This is a genomic window from Avibacterium sp. 21-595 (assembly GCF_023611905.1).
Classification (GTDB): Bacteria; Pseudomonadota; Gammaproteobacteria; order Enterobacterales; family Pasteurellaceae; genus Avibacterium.
This window is the reverse complement of sequence record NZ_CP091455.1, coordinates 2,058,347-2,075,049: the sequence shown is the minus strand read 5'-3', so window position 1 is coordinate 2,075,049 and position 16,703 is coordinate 2,058,347. Positions and strand designations below refer to the sequence as shown.

Below are 16,703 nucleotides of genomic sequence, written 5' to 3'. Positions count from 1 at the left end.
ATGTCATTAAAAACCAGTAATCTTGCATTTAAAAAACGTGTGGATAATGAAATTCACAACGACATTATGCGAAAAGCCATTGTTATGGCGCAAGAACGTATTGGCACAAATCGCCAAAAAATGGTGGACGAACTGGGCCATTGGGAAGAATGGCGTGATGAGGCAAAACATATTCGTAACCACGTTTTAGCTAATCTTGATGCTTATTTATATCAATTAAGCGAAAAAGTGAGCGAAAATGGTGGAAAAGTGTATTTTGCTGAAACGGCAGAAGATGCAACCAATTATATCCGTCAAGTTGCCCTTGAGAAAAATGCCAAGAAAATTGTCAAATCCAAATCAATGGTTACCGAAGAAATCGGTATGAATGAAGTGCTTGAAGCCGAAGGCATTAAAGTGGTGGAAACAGATTTAGGCGAATATATCCTACAAATTGCCGGAGATCGTCCTTCTCATATTGTGGTGCCAGCCATTCACAAAGATCGCCACCAAATCCGTAAAGATTTACACGAAAAATTAGGCTATGACGGGCCAGAAACGCCAGAAGCAATGACCTTATTTATTCGTGAAAAAATCCGCCAAGATTTCTTAGAGGCGGACATCGGTGTGAGTGGGTGTAACTTTGCCGTGCCAGAAACGGGCAGCCTTTGCTTGGTTACCAATGAAGGAAACTTGCGTCTTGCCACCACGGTACCGAAAACGCACATTGCCGTGATGGGAATGGAACGTATTGCGCCTACCTTTGAGGAAGTCGATGTTTTAATCACAATGCTTGCCAGAAGTGCAGTCGGTGCAAAACTAACCGGCTATAACACTTGGCTAACAGGTCCGCGTCTTACGGGGGAAACAGATGGCCCTGAAGAATTCCACTTAGTTATCGTGGATAATGGCCGTTCAAAAATTCTTGAAAGTGAATTTAAAGAGGTATTACGTTGTATCCGTTGTGGAGCCTGTTTAAATACTTGCCCAGCATATCGCCAAATTGGTGGACACGGTTATGGCTCAATTTATCCGGGACCAATCGGATCAGTCATTTCCCCATTACTAGGCGGTTATGAAGATTTTAAAGAACTGCCATACGCCTGCTCGTTATGTACAGCTTGTAATTCCGTTTGCCCAGTGAAAATTCCATTGGCACAGCTTATCCTAAAACACCGTGAGCATATTGCTCAAAGTGGTATGACGCCTGCAGCAGAGCGTTTATCTATCTTTGGCTTCAATTTTGCAAATTCCCACCCAACGTTATGGAAAGTGGGCGTGAATGTTGGGGCGAAAGTTGCCAGTAAGTTCATCAAAAATGGTAAAGCACCGCTTGAATTTGGGGCATTAGCAGAATGGACAAAAGCACGCGATCTACCAAGTGCAGATGGCGAAAGTTTCCGTGAATGGTTTAACAAAAGAGAGGCAAAATAATGGACGTACAAAATAGAGAAAACTTTCTGAACAAACTTGCGGAAAAAATGGGGCGTCCACGCCAGCTTGTGCCAGAACCAATGCCTGCACCGCTGAATGATTATGCCACTACACGTTTAACTGATCTTAACCCGCAAGCTTTATGCCAAGCATTTATCGAATCAGCAAAAGCGATGATGGTTGATGTGATTGAAACAAATGAAGCAGAAATACAAAGTGCGGTGCTTTCTGTGTGTGAAAAATATGGTGGTGGGCCAGTTATTCTCACGGGAGATGAGCGTTTAGCGCAACTTGGTATTACTCAAGCGGTACAAGCACATTACGACACTACGGTCTGGCTACCACAAAATGGCGAAGAAAACCTAAAACACGCAGAACAAGCGAATATCGGTATTGCTTATGCAGAATATGGCTTAGCTGAGTCAGGGGGAATCGTGTTATTTTCAGGTAAAGATAAAGGCCGTTCAGTAAGTTTATTGCCTGAAAAATCCATTGTGGTAGTACGTAAAAGCCTTGTTTTACCTCGCGTCGCACAACTTGCTAAAATTCTGCACGACAAAGCTGTGTTAGGCGAAAGAATGCCTTCTTGTGTGAATATCATTTCAGGCCCAAGTTCCACAGCAGATATTGAGTTAGTAAAAGTGGTGGGCGTTCACGGACCGACTACCAAAGTGTATGTAGTGATTGATGATCTTGCTTAGCACTTAGTTATTTAACTTATACTGTATTAAAAGTCGAATGGATTTTCATTCGGCTTTTTTGTGTAACGTTAGTTTGAACTTTTGCGAAGACTGACTTAATAAAACTAGGCTAAAGTAAAGGGAATAGCAAGGTTTACGATAAAAAGTGCGGTGGAAAATTTGTAAAAAAAACACCGCACTTTTTTACTTAAGAATAATGGAATTAATGTGTACTCGTACTGGTTGTGGTACGGCTAGCACGTTTGCGTTCCATTTCAGTCAGTAATTTTTTACGAATACGTACTGAAGTTGGCGTTACTTCCACTAATTCATCATCATCAATAAACTCAATGGCTTGCTCAAGAGAGAAACGTACTGGTGTGGTTAAGGCGATCGCATCATCTTTTCCTGAAGCACGCATATTGGTGAGTTTCTTCCCTTGTAAGCAGTTTACTGTGAGATCGTTTGAGCGGCTGTGAATACCAATAATTTGACCTTCATACACTTCCACACCGTGATCGATCATCAGTTTACCACGCTCTTGTAAGCCCCATAGTGCATAAGCAAGAGCTTTTCCTGTACCATTTGAAATCAATACACCATTTTTACGCTGACCGATTTCACCAGCTTTTACGTCATCATAATGGCTGAATGTGGAATAGAGTAGCCCTGTTCCTGAGGTCATCGTCATAAATTCATTACGGAAACCAATTAAACCACGGCTTGGGATAATATATTCTAAACGGGTACGTCCTTTGCCGTCTGGGATCATATCTTTCACTTCACCTTTACGGATACCTAAGGCTTCCATTACCGCACCTTGATGTTGTTCTTCAATATCAATGGTAACTTGCTCGAATGGCTCTTGTTTACGACCGTCTTCTTCTTTAAAGATAACTTTTGGACGAGATACCGCAAGCTCATAGCCTTCACGGCGCATATTTTCAATTAACACAGAAAGGTGCAATTCACCACGCCCTGAAACACGGAATTCATCAGGGTTTTGGGTCTCTTCTACACGCAATGCTACATTATGTACAAGCTCTTTGTTTAAGCGTTCTAAGATTTGGCGAGAGGTAACAAATTTCCCTTCTTTTCCACAGAATGGCGAGGTGTTTACGCAGAAGAACATTGTTACCGTCGGCTCATCAACACTTAATGCTGGTAAGGCTTCTACATTGTTCACATCGCAAATGGTGTCGGAAATATTGAGTTCACCTAATCCTGTAATTGCTACAATATCGCCCGCTTGCGCAAGATCTTCTTCATAGCGTTGTAAGCCTAAATGCCCTAATACTTGACCAATTTTGCCATTACGTGTTTTACCTTCACTGTCAATAATGGTCACTGCTTGATTTGGTTTGACTTTACCACGTTTGATACGCCCAATGCCGATTACGCCCACATAGTTGCTATAATCAAGCTGTGAAATTTGCATTTGGAATGGGGCATCAAGCTCCACTTTTGGTGGTTCAACGTGTTCTACAATGGCTTCAAATAATGGCGTCATATCTTCTGCCAGCTCTTCGTGTTCTAAGCCCGCTACGCCATTTAATGCTGAGGCGTAAATAATTGGAAAGTCAAGTTGTTCATCGGTTGCCCCAAGATTGACGAAAAGATCGAAGACTTGATCCACCACCCAATCAGGGCGCGCACCCGGTCTATCTACCTTATTAATCACCACAATGGGTTTTAACCCGTGAGCAAAGGCTTTTTGGGTAACAAAGCGCGTTTGTGGCATCGGGCCGTCAAAGGCATCAACAACGAGTAATACGCTATCCACCATAGAAAGCACGCGTTCTACTTCACCGCCAAAATCAGCGTGTCCCGGGGTATCAACAATATTTATACGGTAATCGTTCCAGTTAATTGCGGTATTTTTTGCAAGAATGGTAATGCCACGTTCTTTCTCAAGATCGTTGGAGTCCATTACACGCTCATCTGCGTCCGCACGGCTTGCTTCAAGGGTGCCTGATTGTTGTAATAATTTATCAACAAGGGTCGTTTTTCCGTGGTCAACGTGAGCAATAATTGCGATGTTACGCAATTTGTTAATATCAATGGTATCTGTCATTTGAAAAGTCTTTTGTTATCAATAATGATGTTTGAATAATGTGCAATCTTATTCGTAAGATTGCACGAAAAGGTTGCAGATTATACAACGTTTTATCGGCTTGAGCTATGAATAATTAGAAATAAGTGGTGTGCTGTCTTTTGGAGAGCATTTTATAAAGTGCGGTGTAAAAATGTCGAATTTTTTCCCCGCACTTGAGTAAAATTAAAATCTCGCTCGCCCCTTGAATTTTGCAAGTGATGTGATATTTTAGCCAGCGTGCATTGCACACCCATTATCTCAACTCTAGCAATCATATTTATGAGGATTATCACTATGTCAAATGAAGCGGCCGTTGCCAATGTGTTTAAATTAATTGAAGAGAATGACATTAAATTCGTTCTTCTGCGTTTTACGGATATAAAAGGAAAAGAGCACGGCGTATCTTTACCAGTTAGTCTCATTGATGAAGACTTATTTGAGGATGGTAAAATGTTTGACGGCTCCTCGGTAGAAGGCTGGAAAGCGATTAATAAAGCGGATATGTTATTAATGCCAATCGCTGAAACCGCCGTAGTTGATCCTTTCGCACAAATTCCAACCTTATCCCTTCGTTGCAGTATTTATGAACCCACCACAATGCAAAGCTATGATCGTGATCCACGCTCTATTGCAATCCGTGCAGAAAATTATATGCGTTCAACAGGTATTGCAGACGATGTTTTTTTCGGCCCAGAACCAGAGTTTTTCTTATTTGATGATGTGCGTTTTGGCTCAGCAATGAATGGTAATTCTTATGTTGTAGATGATATTGAGGGCGCTTGGAATACGAATAAAGCCTATGAGGGGGGCAACAATGGTTATCGTCCTCTAACCAAAGGCGGTTACTGTGCCGTTGCGCCAAATGATACCGCGCACGATATTCGCTCTGAAATGTGCTTGATTTTAGAAGAAATGGGATTAGTCGTTGAAGCACATCACCACGAAGTGGCGACCGCAGGACAAAATGAAATCGCGACCAAATTTAACTCACTTACCCTAAAAGCGGATGAAACCCAAATTTATAAATATGTCGTACAAAATGTCGCATTAGAACACGGCAAAACCGCCTGTTTTATGCCAAAACCAATCACAGGCGATAACGGATCTGGTATGCACTGTAATATGTCTTTAAGTAAAGACGGCAAAAATATTTTCCAAGGCGATAAATATGCAGGGCTTTCTGAAACCGCACTTTACTACATTGGTGGCATTATCAAACACGCTAAAGCATTAAATGCCTTTACTAACCCTTCAACCAACTCATATAAACGTTTAGTACCGGGTTTTGAAGCGCCTGTATTATTGGCTTATTCAGCAAGTAATCGTTCAGCTTCAATTCGTATTCCGGCGGTAACTAGCCCGAAAGCAATCCGTATTGAGGCTCGTTTCCCAGATCCAATGGCTAACCCATACTTAGCTTTCTCTGCATTATTAATGGCTGGATTAGACGGTATTGTGAATAAAATTCACCCTGGCGATGCAATGGATAAAAACCTTTATGATCTTCCACCAGAAGAATTAAAAGAAATTCCAGCGGTTGCAGGTTCATTAGAAGAAGCATTAAACGCTCTCGAACAAGATTATGGCTTCTTAACCCAAGGTGGCGTATTCAGTAAAGAATTTGTGGATGCCTTTATTGCAATGAAACGTAAAGAAGTAGAACGTTTAAATATGACTCCACACCCAGTGGAATTTGAAATGTATTATGCTTAACTCTAAATAAAAGAAAGAGCGGTTGAAAAATCGCTCTTTTTTAGCTTTAGTTCCTAATTAGATTAAGCCGTTACACCTAAATGACCTATTTTTACCCCTAAAAATCCTAGCGCTACGGGATCAAGGTATTCGCCTAAAAATTTGAATAATTCGTTTAATTCGGTGAAAGTGCGATTAATGTTTACTTGATCTTCTACTTTGCGTGTAAATTCATAGGTGATATGTTCACCTTCAATATGGGCATCAAGTGTGATATAAATTTTCTCAAAAAAATGACTGTGGGCGCCTTCTTCACCGGGATCGCTAATGCGTACGTTCCATTCGTTGCTAAATAAACATTCTGTTCTGATTGACATAATGACTTCCTCTATTTGCTATTTTTGTTAAGAAAAACCCGATTATAAAATCTCTGTTGCCAAAAACTTGATAATCGGGCTTTTCAACATATTTCCCTTGATGTTTTGCCTTACGCTGATAGCTGCCTTTGCCTTTTCGTTTCTTTTCAATGCGTTGGCGAAATAATTTATCGGATAATAATGCCTGAATGGCGTTATCTCGAATTGTCCCTTTGTTATGCTGATAGGTGGTGCAACCTTGCACCTCAGCAACGGGCGCAAAAGATGTTTTCTTTTTCATCATTGCCTCTTAATAAATAAAATGGGTAAAAATAATGCCCGCTCAATGATTATGGCGGAGCGGGCATTATTATAGCGAAGAAATTATAAAATTGCTAAAACACTTTCTGGTGGGCGACCAATCTTTGCTTTTTCTCCATTGACTACAATCGGGCGTTCAAGCAAGGCGGAATGCTGTGCGATTGCTTCAAGTAACTGCGTTTCCGTAACGGTGTGTGAATCCAAATGCAATGTGCGGTATAACTCATCTTTCGTTCTCATCATTTCTCGCACACTGTTTAGCTGTAACTTTTGTGCTAATTGCTGCAAGAAATCAACGGAATATTGCTTTTCTAAATAAAGCTCAATTTCAGGCTCAATGCCGTGCTGTTGTAATAATGCAAGGGTTTCGCGACTTTTTGAACAACGTGGGTTGTGATAAATTTTGACGGTCATAGAAAATTCCTTTTATTAGGGGCTGTTGAGAATTCATTTGGGGCTGTATTAGATTAGCACACTTTTTGCTGTCGCTCTTATCAAGGAAAGCATTCTTGATTTTGGACGCCACTTCAATTGTGCTAATTTTAAACGATAACTCAAATGTACAATAAATTATCAACAGCCCCTAATATAAATCCCCCTGATTTTACCTTATAATCGGCACAAATTCTCACTGAAAGGAGGCTTTATGTTAGAAATGTTGAAAAATTGGTACAAACGCCGATTTAGTGATCCGCAGGCGATGGCATTACTTGCCATTTTGCTGTTTGGTTTTATCGCCATTTATTTTTTTAGTGATTTACTTGCGCCGTTGTTGGTGGCGATCGTATTGGCTTATTTGTTGGAAATGCCTATTCGCGTGTTAAATGAGAAACTCAAATTCCCTCGCTTACTGGCAACCCTTCTTGTGCTTGGTGGCTTTATTAGCATTGTGCTGATTATTGCGCTGGTACTCATTCCCACCTTAGTGAATCAAACGATTAATTTGTTCAGTGAATTGCCACATATGTTTAATTCTCTTAACGATTGGCTACTTTCTTTGCCGGAACATTATCCTGAAGTGGTGGATTATCAAATGATCGACAGCTTTTTCACCAGTGTGAAAAGCAAAATTTTAGGCTTTGGCGAATCGGCGCTCAAACTTTCAATTTCTTCTATTATCAGCCTTGTGAGCTTGGGCATCTATGCTTTCCTTGTACCATTAATGGTATTTTTCTTATTAAAGGATAAACAAGAATTACTCACTTATATCAGCGGATTTTTACCTCGCAATCGCAAACTGGCTGATGAAGTATGGCAAGAAATGCAAAAACAAATTGCCAATTATATTCGTGGCAAAATTATTGAAATTCTTGTCGTTGGTGTGATTACTTATGCAATCTTCCTCTTTTTTGATCTGCGTTATGCCTTATTGCTTGCTGTTACCGTGGGGCTTTCTGTCCTTGTGCCTTATGTGGGGGCGGTGTTAGTGAGTATTCCGGTAGCTTTAGTGGCGATGTCGCAATTTGGTATTACGCCGACTTTTTGGTCATTAATCGCTGCTTATGTGGTAAGTCAAATTTTAGATGGAAACCTGCTTGTGCCATTTTTATTTTCTGAAGCGGTAAACCTCAATCCACTGACTATCATTGTTGCCGTACTTATTTTTGGTGGATTATGGGGCTTCTGGGGCGTGTTTTTTGCGATCCCCCTTGCTACTTTAGTCAAAGCAGTGGTGCATTCTTGGCCTTCTGATGAAAGTGCGGGACAAAGTTAAGCGAATTTTCCCCTTAAAACAAAAGTGCGGTGAAAATTTTTAACTTTTTATTTGCATACTTATGCAAAAAATATTAATATTATTTCAACTTTGAATGTAGAGCTAACAACAAAAATGACCATTAGTGTAAAAAATCTCAATTTTTTCTACGGTTCATCACAAGCCCTGTTTGACATTAATTTAACGGCGGAAGATGGTGATACCGTGGTTTTATTAGGGCCAAGTGGTGCAGGAAAAAGTACACTGATTCGTACTTTAAACCTACTAGAAGTGCCAAAATCAGGCGAACTCGTTATTGCTAATAATAAATTTGATCTTTCTGCGGCAAGGGCAAACCCAAAACAAATGCGTCAATTACGCCAAGATGTGGGGATGGTATTTCAGCAGTACAATTTATGGCCACATTTAAGCGTGATTGAAAATTTGATTGAAGCACCCGTAAAAGTGCTAGGTTTGGATAAAGAAACCGCGAAAAAACAAGCACTTGAATTGCTTGCTCGTTTACGCTTGGAGGAATTTGCTGAGCGTTTTCCATTACATCTTTCTGGCGGGCAACAACAGCGTGTAGCGATTGCGCGCGCATTAATGATGAAACCACAGGTTTTATTATTTGATGAACCTACGGCAGCACTAGATCCTGAAATCACCGCGCAAGTGGTGTCAATTATTCAGGAACTGCAACAAACAGGCATTACTCAAGTGATCGTAACGCACGAAGTTTCTGTGGCACAGAAAGTTGCGACCAAAGTGGTGTATATGGAAAAAGGTCATATCATTGAAATGGGGGATGCAAGCTGTTTCATCCAACCGAAAACGGAACAATTTAAACAATACTTATCTCATTCACATTAAGGAATTACACAATGAAAAAATTACTTTTAGCTACACTTTTAGCAAGTTCAGCCGCAATGGTGCAAGCACAAGATATTACCTTTGCAATGGAACCGAGCTATCCACCCTTTGAATTAACCAATGAAAAAGGCGAAATTGTGGGCTTTGATGTCGATATTGCCAACGCAATTTGTAAAGAAATTGAAGCCACTTGCCATTTTAAAAGCCAAGCTTTTGATGCGTTAATTCCAAGTTTAATTAAAGGACGTGGGTTTGATGCAGCAATTTCCGCCATTGATATTACGGAAGCACGCGCTAAGCAAGTGGCATTCAGCCAGCCTTACTATGAAAGCTCTGCAAGCTTTATCGCGGTGAAAGGGAAAGCAGATTTAGCCACAGCGAAAACCGTTGGCGTGCAAAATGGGACAACTTATCAACAATATGCCAATGCTGAGGCAAAACAATACACAACAAAATCTTACGCAAGTTTGCAAGATGCAATTCTAGACTTAAAAAATGGACGTATTGATTTGATCTTTGGTGATACCGATGTATTACGTGATATGTTCGAGAAAAATCCAGAATTAACTTTTGTGGGCGAGCGTGTTACGGATAAGCGTTACTTTAACAATGGCTTAGGTATCGCCGTAAATAAATCTAACACTACTTTAGTGGAAAGTTTAAACAAAGGTATTGAAGCCATTAAAGCAAACGGTGAATACCAAAAAATTTACGACAAATGGATGACTAAATAATCGCTATGTTTGTGGATTATCTTCCTTTAATGTACACCGCAACCCTAATGACCTTAGGGTTAGCGGTGTGTTCTTTATTCTTCGGGCTGATTTTATCACTCATTTTTGTTAGCTTAGAAATGAGCAAATGGCAATCTGTGCGTAAACCGAGTGCTATTGTGATCACCTTATTACGCGGCTTGCCTGAAATTCTCGTGGTGTTCTTAATTTATTTTGGTATTCCCGAAGTTTTGGAATTAATCACAGGAAAATATTTAGAACTTAGCCCGTTCTTTTGTGGCGTGCTTGCACTTTCTATCATTTTTGCTGCTTATGCTTCACAGTCTCTGCGTGGGGCAATTAAAGCAATTCCATTAGGACAATGGGAATCGGGCGCTGCCCTTGGTTTAAGCCGTGGTTACACCTTTTTGCATATCATTATGCCACAAGTTTGGCGACACGCCTTACCGGGGTTGAGTAATCAATGGTTAGTGCTATTGAAAGATACTGCCTTAGTTTCATTAATTGGGGTACACGATTTAATGCGTCAAGCTGAATTGATCAACACAAGAACACACGAACCGTTCACTTGGTATGGCTTTGCCGCATTGATGTATTTAGTGATTACACTAATCAGCCAAATGCTAATCCGCAAGCTTGAATGGCGCTTCACCCGTTTTGAAAGAGGAGTGGAATAATGATTCACGATTATTTCATCACCATCGCACAAGGCATTCCAACAAGCTTATTGCTCACCATTTCGGCCCTCTTTTTGGCGTTTATTTTAGCCATTGCATTGACCTTTATTCTTGCTATGGAAAATAAACTATTAAAAAGTGCGGTAAATATTTTCCTCACTTTATTCACCGGCACACCGCTATTAGTGCAATTTTTCTTAATTTATTACGGCCCCGGACAGTTCCAATGGATCGTAGAAAGCCCAGCTTGGACGCTATTGTCTAATGCGTGGTTTTGTGCAATGCTCACCCTTGCTTTAAATAGTGCTGCTTATTCCACACAGTTATTTTATGGCGCAGTCAAAGCGATCTCCAAAGGGCAGTGGGAAAGTTGTGCAGCACTTGGATTAACTCGTTGGCAAACCCTCAAAATTTTAATTCCTTATGCCTTAAAACGTGCTTTACCCTCTTACAGCAATGAAATCATTTTGGTGTTTAAAGGCACGTCTCTTGCGTCAACCATTACCATTTTGGATATTATGGGCTATGCAAGACAACTGTACGGCACAGAATATGATGCACTCACTATTTATGGAATTGCAGGTGTTATCTACCTTGCCATCACAGGCATTGCGACATTATTATTACGCAAGTTAGAAAACAAAGTGCTGATGTTTGAAAGATTAGAAGTGGAGCGTTCTTAGCGTGGAAATATTGCCAATGCATAACATTTCTCACTAGAAGAACATTTTAAAATCTCCCGTATCTGTTTTACTTTTGAATAAAAATTTTGTGGAGATAAATAATTTTATCTCAACAAAGTTTTTTGGGGAAAGGGATAAAAAGATTTTTTATTCCCTTGAGTTTTTTGAAAATTATTTGAAAGTAATACAGTTAGAAAAAAATCGCCCTAAAGTATAGGGCGATTTTTTGCGTCTAAACTACAATCAGATAAATTATAAACTTTCAGTGAAAGTACGAGTAATTACATCACGTTGTTGTTCTGGTGTTAATGAATTAAAACGTACTGCATAACCAGAAACACGGATTGTTAATTGTGGGTATTTTTCAGGGTTTTTAACCGCATCTTCTAATGTTTCACGACGTAAAACGTTTACGTTTAAATGCTGACCGCCTTCTACTTTTACAGTTGGAGCAACATCAACAGGTAATTCACGATATTCGATTTGACCTAATTCGCTAACTGCTACGATTTGATCTTCTGTGAAATCACCTTTTGCACATAAACAACGTGCTTCACCTTTTTCACTGTCTAATAGCCAAAATGAGTTTAAAAGATTGTCATTGGCAGCTTGAGTGATTTGAATACCTTTAATCATAAGAACTCCTAAATTTGTTTGTTAATTAATCATAAGTTGGTAGGGATTTTATCAAAAAATTTGACCAATTCAATTATTTTGATATGGATCAGATTGAATTTACCAAACAAAAATAGTGAAATTGATATACATCAAAAATAAAATGAAATCATTATTTTAAATTTAACATTTAATTAACATTTATTTAAAGAATGGTTAAATAATTAAATCAAAATAGAGGCTGTTAATTTGGGGGGAGGTTATTTATAATCTCATTCTAAGTTTAACGCTGAGGAAAACAAAATGAAAACGTGGAAAGATGTGATTGGTGGCGAGAAAAGCCAGCCTTATTTTCAGCAAATTTTACAGCAAATCCAGCGTGAAAAAGCGGTGGGTAAAATTGTGTATCCACCAACGAATGAGATTTTCAATGCTTTCAAATTAACCGAATTTGATCAAGTGAAAGTGGTGATTTTAGGGCAAGACCCTTACCACGGTCCAAATCAAGCGCACGGGCTATCTTTTTCGGTGAAGCCCGGTGTTGCGCCTCCCCCTTCGTTAGTGAATATTTATAAAGAATTAGCCAATGATGTGGGCTTTCAAATTCCTCAGCACGGCTATTTAGTCAGCTGGGCGCAACAAGGCGTGCTATTATTGAACACGGTTTTAACGGTGGAACAAGGCAAAGCCCATTCCCATTCAAACTTTGGTTGGGAAACCTTTACTGATCGTGTTATTTCAGCCTTGAATGAACAGCGAGAAAATCTTGTGTTTCTCTTATGGGGCAGTCACGCACAGAAAAAGGGGCAGTTTATTGATCGACAAAAGCACTGTGTTCTCACAGCACCCCATCCCTCACCTTTATCGGCACATCGTGGTTTTTTTGGCTGTAAGCATTTTTCTCAAGCGAATGCCTATTTACAACAACATCAATTATCGCCAATTGAATGGCAGCTCCCCTTAATGGTTTAGCATATTTATAAGGATTTCATTATGTTAGCAATTATCTCTCCCGCTAAAACCCTTGATTTTGAAAGTGCGGTAGAAAAATTTGACGTTTCTCAGCCTGATTTAACGCAATATAGCGAACAGCTTATTGATATTTGTCGCCAGCTTGCGCCAAATGAGGTGGCGTCTTTAATGTCAATTAGCGATAAATTAGCCGCATTAAATGTGGCTCGTTTTGCCCAATGGGATAAGGTTCACCACGAACAAAACTCACGCCCGGCGATTTTTGCTTTCAAAGGCGATGTGTACACGGGGTTAGATGCAGAACATTTATCTCGTGAGGATATTTTATTCGCGCAACAGCATTTGAGAATGTTGTCAGGCTTATATGGTTTGTTACGCCCTTTAGATTTAATGCAGCCTTACCGTTTAGAAATGGGAACGAAATTAGCCAACCCGAAAGGCAAAGATTTATATCATTTTTGGGGCAATATTATCACGACGACGCTACAGCACGCGTTAGATCAACAAGGGGATAATGTGTTGATTAATCTTGCTTCGGATGAGTACTATAAATCCGTCAAAGAAAGTGAATTGAATGCACATATTGTGAAACCAGTTTTTTTAGACAATAAAAATGGGAAATATAAAGTCATCAGCTTTTATGCGAAAAAAGCGCGCGGTTTGATGTGTCGCTACCTTATTCAAAATCGGCTCACCCAAGTAGAACAATTAAAAGCGTTCGATCTCGCAGGTTACTGGTTTGATGCCACTTCATCAACAGAAAAGGAATTCGTGTTTAAACGCGATTTGAGTGAATAAAATGAAAGCGCTAATTCAATGGATTAAGGAAAAGAGAAGTGCGGTAAAAAAAATGGGTATTTTTTTCACTGCACTGAGTATCACGGCGTGTAGCATTTCCCCGCAGCTTGCTGTGTCAGAAGCGATTAATCACGGAGGGCAAACTTATTATCTTGCTTCGCAGCAGGATCTCGGTACGATTGCGCGCTATGTTTACGTCCCAAAAGACGAAACTGCCGAGCAATGGCACAGTGCCATTGAGCTGTTGCAAGACCGCAATAAGGATAAGCTTTCTTTAGCCGATCGCATTGCCTTGCGTAAACGTGTTTATCGTAATACTGGCGTGCAACATTTTGATATTTACACAAGAAAAAATGAACTTTTTGCTTTTGTGATTTATGATCCTAGCGCACAAAATCCAGATTGGCAGGTAAATGTGGCGCGGGGTAAAAACATTCCATTTTGTGGGTTTGTACAATATCAATATTCTGTAAAAATTGCCAAGGATCGCAAATTGATGAATATGGCGCATCGCAGAGTAATTCGTTATTTGAAAAAATATATTGTTGATAAAGAAATGCAAAAATTAAACCGTACCCCTTTCGCTTGGAGCTGCAATAGTTAATGCAAGAAGTCTATTCCAAACAGGTGAAGCGGGCAGCAAACTGTGCGATTTTCACCGCGTTGCTATTAATTTTAGTGAAAGGCTTCGCGTGGTGGAAAACGGATTCTGTCAGTATGCTGGCTTCTATTACAGATTCTACGCTAGATTTATTAGCCTCTTTTATGAATATGCTGATCTTGCGTTTTGCTTTAATGCCAGCAGATCATAATCATTCTTTTGGACACGGCAAAGCAGAATCTCTCGCCTCACTTATTCAAAGTGCGTTTATTTCAGGCAGTGCGATTTTCCTTTTATTACAAGGTATTTACCGTTTAACCTCAGCACAGCCGTTAAATCAAACCGCTCTCGGTATTATGGTAACGCTGTTTTCCATTGTGGCAACATTGTTACTGGTACTTTATCAAAGCCATATTATAAAACAAACGGATAGTCCTGCGATTAAGGCGGATCGTTTGCACTATCAAACAGATTTACTAATGAATATGGCGATTTTATGTTCTTTAGGCTTGAGCTTATGGGGCGTACTGTGGGCGGATGCAGTGTTTGCTATTTTTATTGCGTTATATATTTTATTGAATGCAGCAAAAATGTTTTACAATGCCATTCAGTTGTTGCTCGATCAAGCTTTACCCCCAGCAGAAATTGAGCAAATTGAACAGGTTATCCAATCACAACCGAATATTTTAGGCTTTCACGATTTGCGTACTCGCCGCTCAGGGGCGATTCGTTTTATTCAATTCCATTTAGAATTAGATGATCATCTTTCTTTTGTGGAAGCGCATCAAATTACCGATCATCTTGAACAACGTTTACGCCAATGTTTTCCACAGGTGGATATTGTGATTCATCACGAACCGACCAGTGTGGTACAAATAGAACAGGCGCAAGCTGATAGCTTACAGCAAAATAATTAGACCTAAATCAAAATGTGATAGAATTCACGAAATTTTTCTAGAGCGGATTTGGTGAATAGTGTAAGCTACGCACAGTTTTTATATTATTAACTTTGAATAAAGGTATTGACTATTATGATTAAAAAAATTGCCGTATTAACCAGTGGTGGTGATGCACCGGGAATGAATGCTGCGATCCGTGGCGTCGTTCGTTCAGCCTTAGGAGAAGGTTTAGAAGTGTATGGTATCTATGATGGTTACCACGGGTTGTATAACAATAAAATTAAGCAATTAACGCGTTATAGCGTATCCGATGTGATTAACCGCGGGGGAACTTTCTTAGGATCAGCACGTTTCCCTGAATTTAAGAAACCTGAAGTGCGGGCAAAATGTGCGGAAATTTTACGCTCACACGGTATTGATGCCTTAGTCGTGATTGGGGGAGATGGTTCCTATATGGGAGCAAAATTACTCACCGAAGAACACGGTTTCCCTTGTGTTGGTATCCCGGGGACGATTGATAATGATGTGGCAGGAACAGACTACACCATTGGTTATCAAACCGCATTAGAAACGGCGGTAACAGCAATTGACCGTTTGCGTGATACTTCAAGCTCTCACCAACGTATTTCAATCGTAGAAATTATGGGCAGACATTGTAGTGATCTGACTATTTCGGCGGGGATTGCTGGTGGTTGTGAATATATTGTGGCTTCTGAGGTGGAATTTAACCGTGAAGAGCTTATTCAACAAATTGAACGCAGTATCATCAAAGGAAAACGTCACGCGATTATTGCGATTACAGAATTAATCTGTGATGTGAATGAACTTGCCAAAGAAATTGAAGCACGCGTTAAACACGAAACGCGTGCAACAGTATTAGGTCATATTCAACGTGGTGGTACACCTTGTGCGTTTGACCGTATTTTAGCTTCTCGTATGGGTGTTTATGCGGTAGATCTGTTATTACAAGGTAAAGGCGGTTACTGCGTAGGTATTCAAAATGAGCAGCTTGTGCATCACGATATTATTGATGCGATCAATAATATGCGCCGTGAATTTAAAGCGGACTGGTTGAAAATGGCGGCACGTTTGGATTAATTTCCTCGATTTTATCCGTATAAAAAGAGCCAATTTTTATTGGCTCTTTTGCGTTTTGAAATAACAAAATTATTCTGCTCTCGGGCAAATTTCCCCCTCGACAAAGAAATAGGCAATTTCACGGGCAGCGCTTTCAGGGCTATCAGAACCGTGTACGCAGTTTTGTCGTTGGCTAAGTGCAAATTGCTTACGTATTGTCCCTTCTTCTGCTTTTTCTGGATCTGTTGCCCCCATTAAAGTGCGGTAATTTTTAATCGCATTTTCTTTTTCTAGTACGGAAACTACCACAGGGGCGGAAGTCATATAATCGACTAAATCAGTAAAAAAAGGTTTGCCTTGATGTTCTGCGTAAAACCCTTCTGCTTGTGTTTGGGTTAAATGTACCATTTTCATTGCAATGATGCGGAAACCTTCACTTTCTAAACGGTTAAGAATTTTACCAATTAAGTTACGTTCTACCGCATCCGGTTTAATGATAGATAATGTCCGTTCCATCTTTCCTC

19 protein-coding genes are annotated in these 16,703 nt (G+C 40.0%); 13 read left to right on the top strand and 6 right to left on the bottom strand.

Annotation, left to right across the window (positions count from 1 at the left end):
• Together L4F92_RS09620 and L4F92_RS09615 are read left to right on the top strand one after the other, a co-directional pair.
• Positions 1-1,413 carry a LutB/LldF family L-lactate oxidation iron-sulfur protein gene (locus L4F92_RS09620; protein WP_250349520.1) on the top strand — a complete coding sequence of 471 codons (1,413 nt, stop codon included), beginning with the start codon at positions 1-3 and terminating at the stop codon, positions 1,411-1,413.
• Positions 1,413-2,114, top strand: a complete 702-nt coding sequence (locus tag L4F92_RS09615) for a LutC/YkgG family protein (RefSeq protein ID WP_250363555.1) — start codon at positions 1,413-1,415, stop codon at positions 2,112-2,114. Before L4F92_RS09620 ends, L4F92_RS09615 begins: the two co-directional genes overlap by 1 nt.
• A gap of 202 nt (positions 2,115-2,316) precedes the next feature.
• On the opposite strand, the gene typA is transcribed toward L4F92_RS09615, so the two are convergent.
• Positions 2,317-4,167 (bottom strand): translational GTPase TypA, encoded by a 1,851-nt coding sequence (gene typA / locus L4F92_RS09610; RefSeq protein WP_250349522.1) that lies wholly within the window; start codon positions 4,165-4,167, stop codon positions 2,317-2,319.
• 315 nt (positions 4,168-4,482) lie between these two features.
• Between typA and glnA the strand changes: the two genes are divergently transcribed.
• Positions 4,483-5,901: a glutamate--ammonia ligase gene (glnA, locus tag L4F92_RS09605; protein WP_250363554.1), complete on the top strand. Its 1,419-nt coding sequence runs from the start codon at positions 4,483-4,485 to the stop codon at positions 5,899-5,901.
• 62 nt (positions 5,902-5,963) lie between these two features.
• On the opposite strand, the gene L4F92_RS09600 is transcribed toward glnA, so the two are convergent.
• The 3 genes from L4F92_RS09600 to arsC form a co-directional block, all read right to left on the bottom strand.
• Complete coding sequence (locus tag L4F92_RS09600) at positions 5,964-6,257, bottom strand: DUF5377 family protein (protein ID WP_250363553.1); 294 nt, start codon at positions 6,255-6,257, stop codon at positions 5,964-5,966.
• On the bottom strand, positions 6,229-6,537 hold the full coding sequence (locus L4F92_RS09595) for an alternative ribosome-rescue factor A (protein WP_250364595.1): 309 nt from the start codon (positions 6,535-6,537) through the stop codon (positions 6,229-6,231). The genes L4F92_RS09600 and L4F92_RS09595 overlap by 29 nt, the downstream gene beginning before the upstream one ends.
• Before the next feature lie 83 nt (positions 6,538-6,620).
• Positions 6,621-6,971, bottom strand: coding sequence for an arsenate reductase (glutaredoxin) (arsC, locus tag L4F92_RS09590; RefSeq protein WP_250363552.1), 351 nt, complete (start codon positions 6,969-6,971; stop codon positions 6,621-6,623).
• Between the two features lie 232 nt (positions 6,972-7,203).
• Here arsC and L4F92_RS09585 point away from each other — a divergent pair, with 232 nt between their 5' ends.
• The 5 genes from L4F92_RS09585 (at position 7,204) to artM (ending at position 11,217) form a co-directional block, all read left to right on the top strand.
• Complete coding sequence (locus L4F92_RS09585; RefSeq protein WP_250363551.1) at positions 7,204-8,271, top strand: AI-2E family transporter; 1,068 nt, start codon at positions 7,204-7,206, stop codon at positions 8,269-8,271.
• A 114-nt stretch (positions 8,272-8,385) separates the two neighbouring features.
• Positions 8,386-9,123, top strand: a complete 738-nt coding sequence (gene artP / locus L4F92_RS09580) for an arginine ABC transporter ATP-binding protein ArtP (protein ID WP_250363550.1) — start codon at positions 8,386-8,388, stop codon at positions 9,121-9,123.
• 11 nt (positions 9,124-9,134) lie between these two features.
• Positions 9,135-9,857: a transporter substrate-binding domain-containing protein gene (locus tag L4F92_RS09575; RefSeq protein ID WP_250363549.1), complete on the top strand. Its 723-nt coding sequence runs from the start codon at positions 9,135-9,137 to the stop codon at positions 9,855-9,857.
• Between the two features lie 5 nt (positions 9,858-9,862).
• Positions 9,863-10,534 carry an arginine ABC transporter permease ArtQ gene (artQ, locus tag L4F92_RS09570; RefSeq protein WP_250349530.1) on the top strand — a complete coding sequence of 224 codons (672 nt, stop codon included), beginning with the start codon at positions 9,863-9,865 and terminating at the stop codon, positions 10,532-10,534.
• The gene (artM, locus tag L4F92_RS09565; RefSeq protein WP_250363548.1) at positions 10,534-11,217 is read left to right on the top strand and encodes an arginine ABC transporter permease ArtM; all 684 of its coding nucleotides are present in this window, start codon (positions 10,534-10,536) and stop codon (positions 11,215-11,217) included. Before artQ ends, artM begins: the two co-directional genes overlap by 1 nt.
• A gap of 252 nt (positions 11,218-11,469) precedes the next feature.
• Here the strand turns inward: artM and grcA are convergent, their stop codons facing one another.
• On the bottom strand, positions 11,470-11,853 hold the full coding sequence (gene grcA / locus L4F92_RS09560) for an autonomous glycyl radical cofactor GrcA (RefSeq protein ID WP_103853427.1): 384 nt from the start codon (positions 11,851-11,853) through the stop codon (positions 11,470-11,472).
• A 282-nt stretch (positions 11,854-12,135) separates the two neighbouring features.
• Here grcA and ung point away from each other — a divergent pair, with 282 nt between their 5' ends.
• The 5 genes from ung (at position 12,136) to pfkA (ending at position 16,200) form a co-directional block, all read left to right on the top strand.
• Complete coding sequence (gene ung, locus L4F92_RS09555; RefSeq protein ID WP_250349532.1) at positions 12,136-12,804, top strand: uracil-DNA glycosylase; 669 nt, start codon at positions 12,136-12,138, stop codon at positions 12,802-12,804.
• A 21-nt stretch (positions 12,805-12,825) separates the two neighbouring features.
• Positions 12,826-13,602: a peroxide stress protein YaaA gene (yaaA, locus tag L4F92_RS09550; protein WP_250363547.1), complete on the top strand. Its 777-nt coding sequence runs from the start codon at positions 12,826-12,828 to the stop codon at positions 13,600-13,602.
• 52 nt (positions 13,603-13,654) lie between these two features.
• Positions 13,655-14,206, top strand: a complete 552-nt coding sequence (locus L4F92_RS09545; RefSeq protein WP_442778772.1) for a hypothetical protein — start codon at positions 13,655-13,657, stop codon at positions 14,204-14,206.
• Positions 14,206-15,120, top strand: a complete 915-nt coding sequence (locus tag L4F92_RS09540) for a cation diffusion facilitator family transporter (RefSeq protein WP_250349535.1) — start codon at positions 14,206-14,208, stop codon at positions 15,118-15,120. Before L4F92_RS09545 ends, L4F92_RS09540 begins: the two co-directional genes overlap by 1 nt.
• Before the next feature lie 114 nt (positions 15,121-15,234).
• The gene (gene pfkA / locus L4F92_RS09535; RefSeq protein WP_250349536.1) at positions 15,235-16,200 is read left to right on the top strand and encodes a 6-phosphofructokinase; all 966 of its coding nucleotides are present in this window, start codon (positions 15,235-15,237) and stop codon (positions 16,198-16,200) included.
• 69 nt (positions 16,201-16,269) lie between these two features.
• Here the strand turns inward: pfkA and ndk are convergent, their stop codons facing one another.
• The gene (ndk, locus tag L4F92_RS09530) at positions 16,270-16,695 is read right to left on the bottom strand and encodes a nucleoside-diphosphate kinase (protein WP_250349537.1); all 426 of its coding nucleotides are present in this window, start codon (positions 16,693-16,695) and stop codon (positions 16,270-16,272) included.
• Between the last annotated feature and the right edge of the window lie 8 nt (positions 16,696-16,703).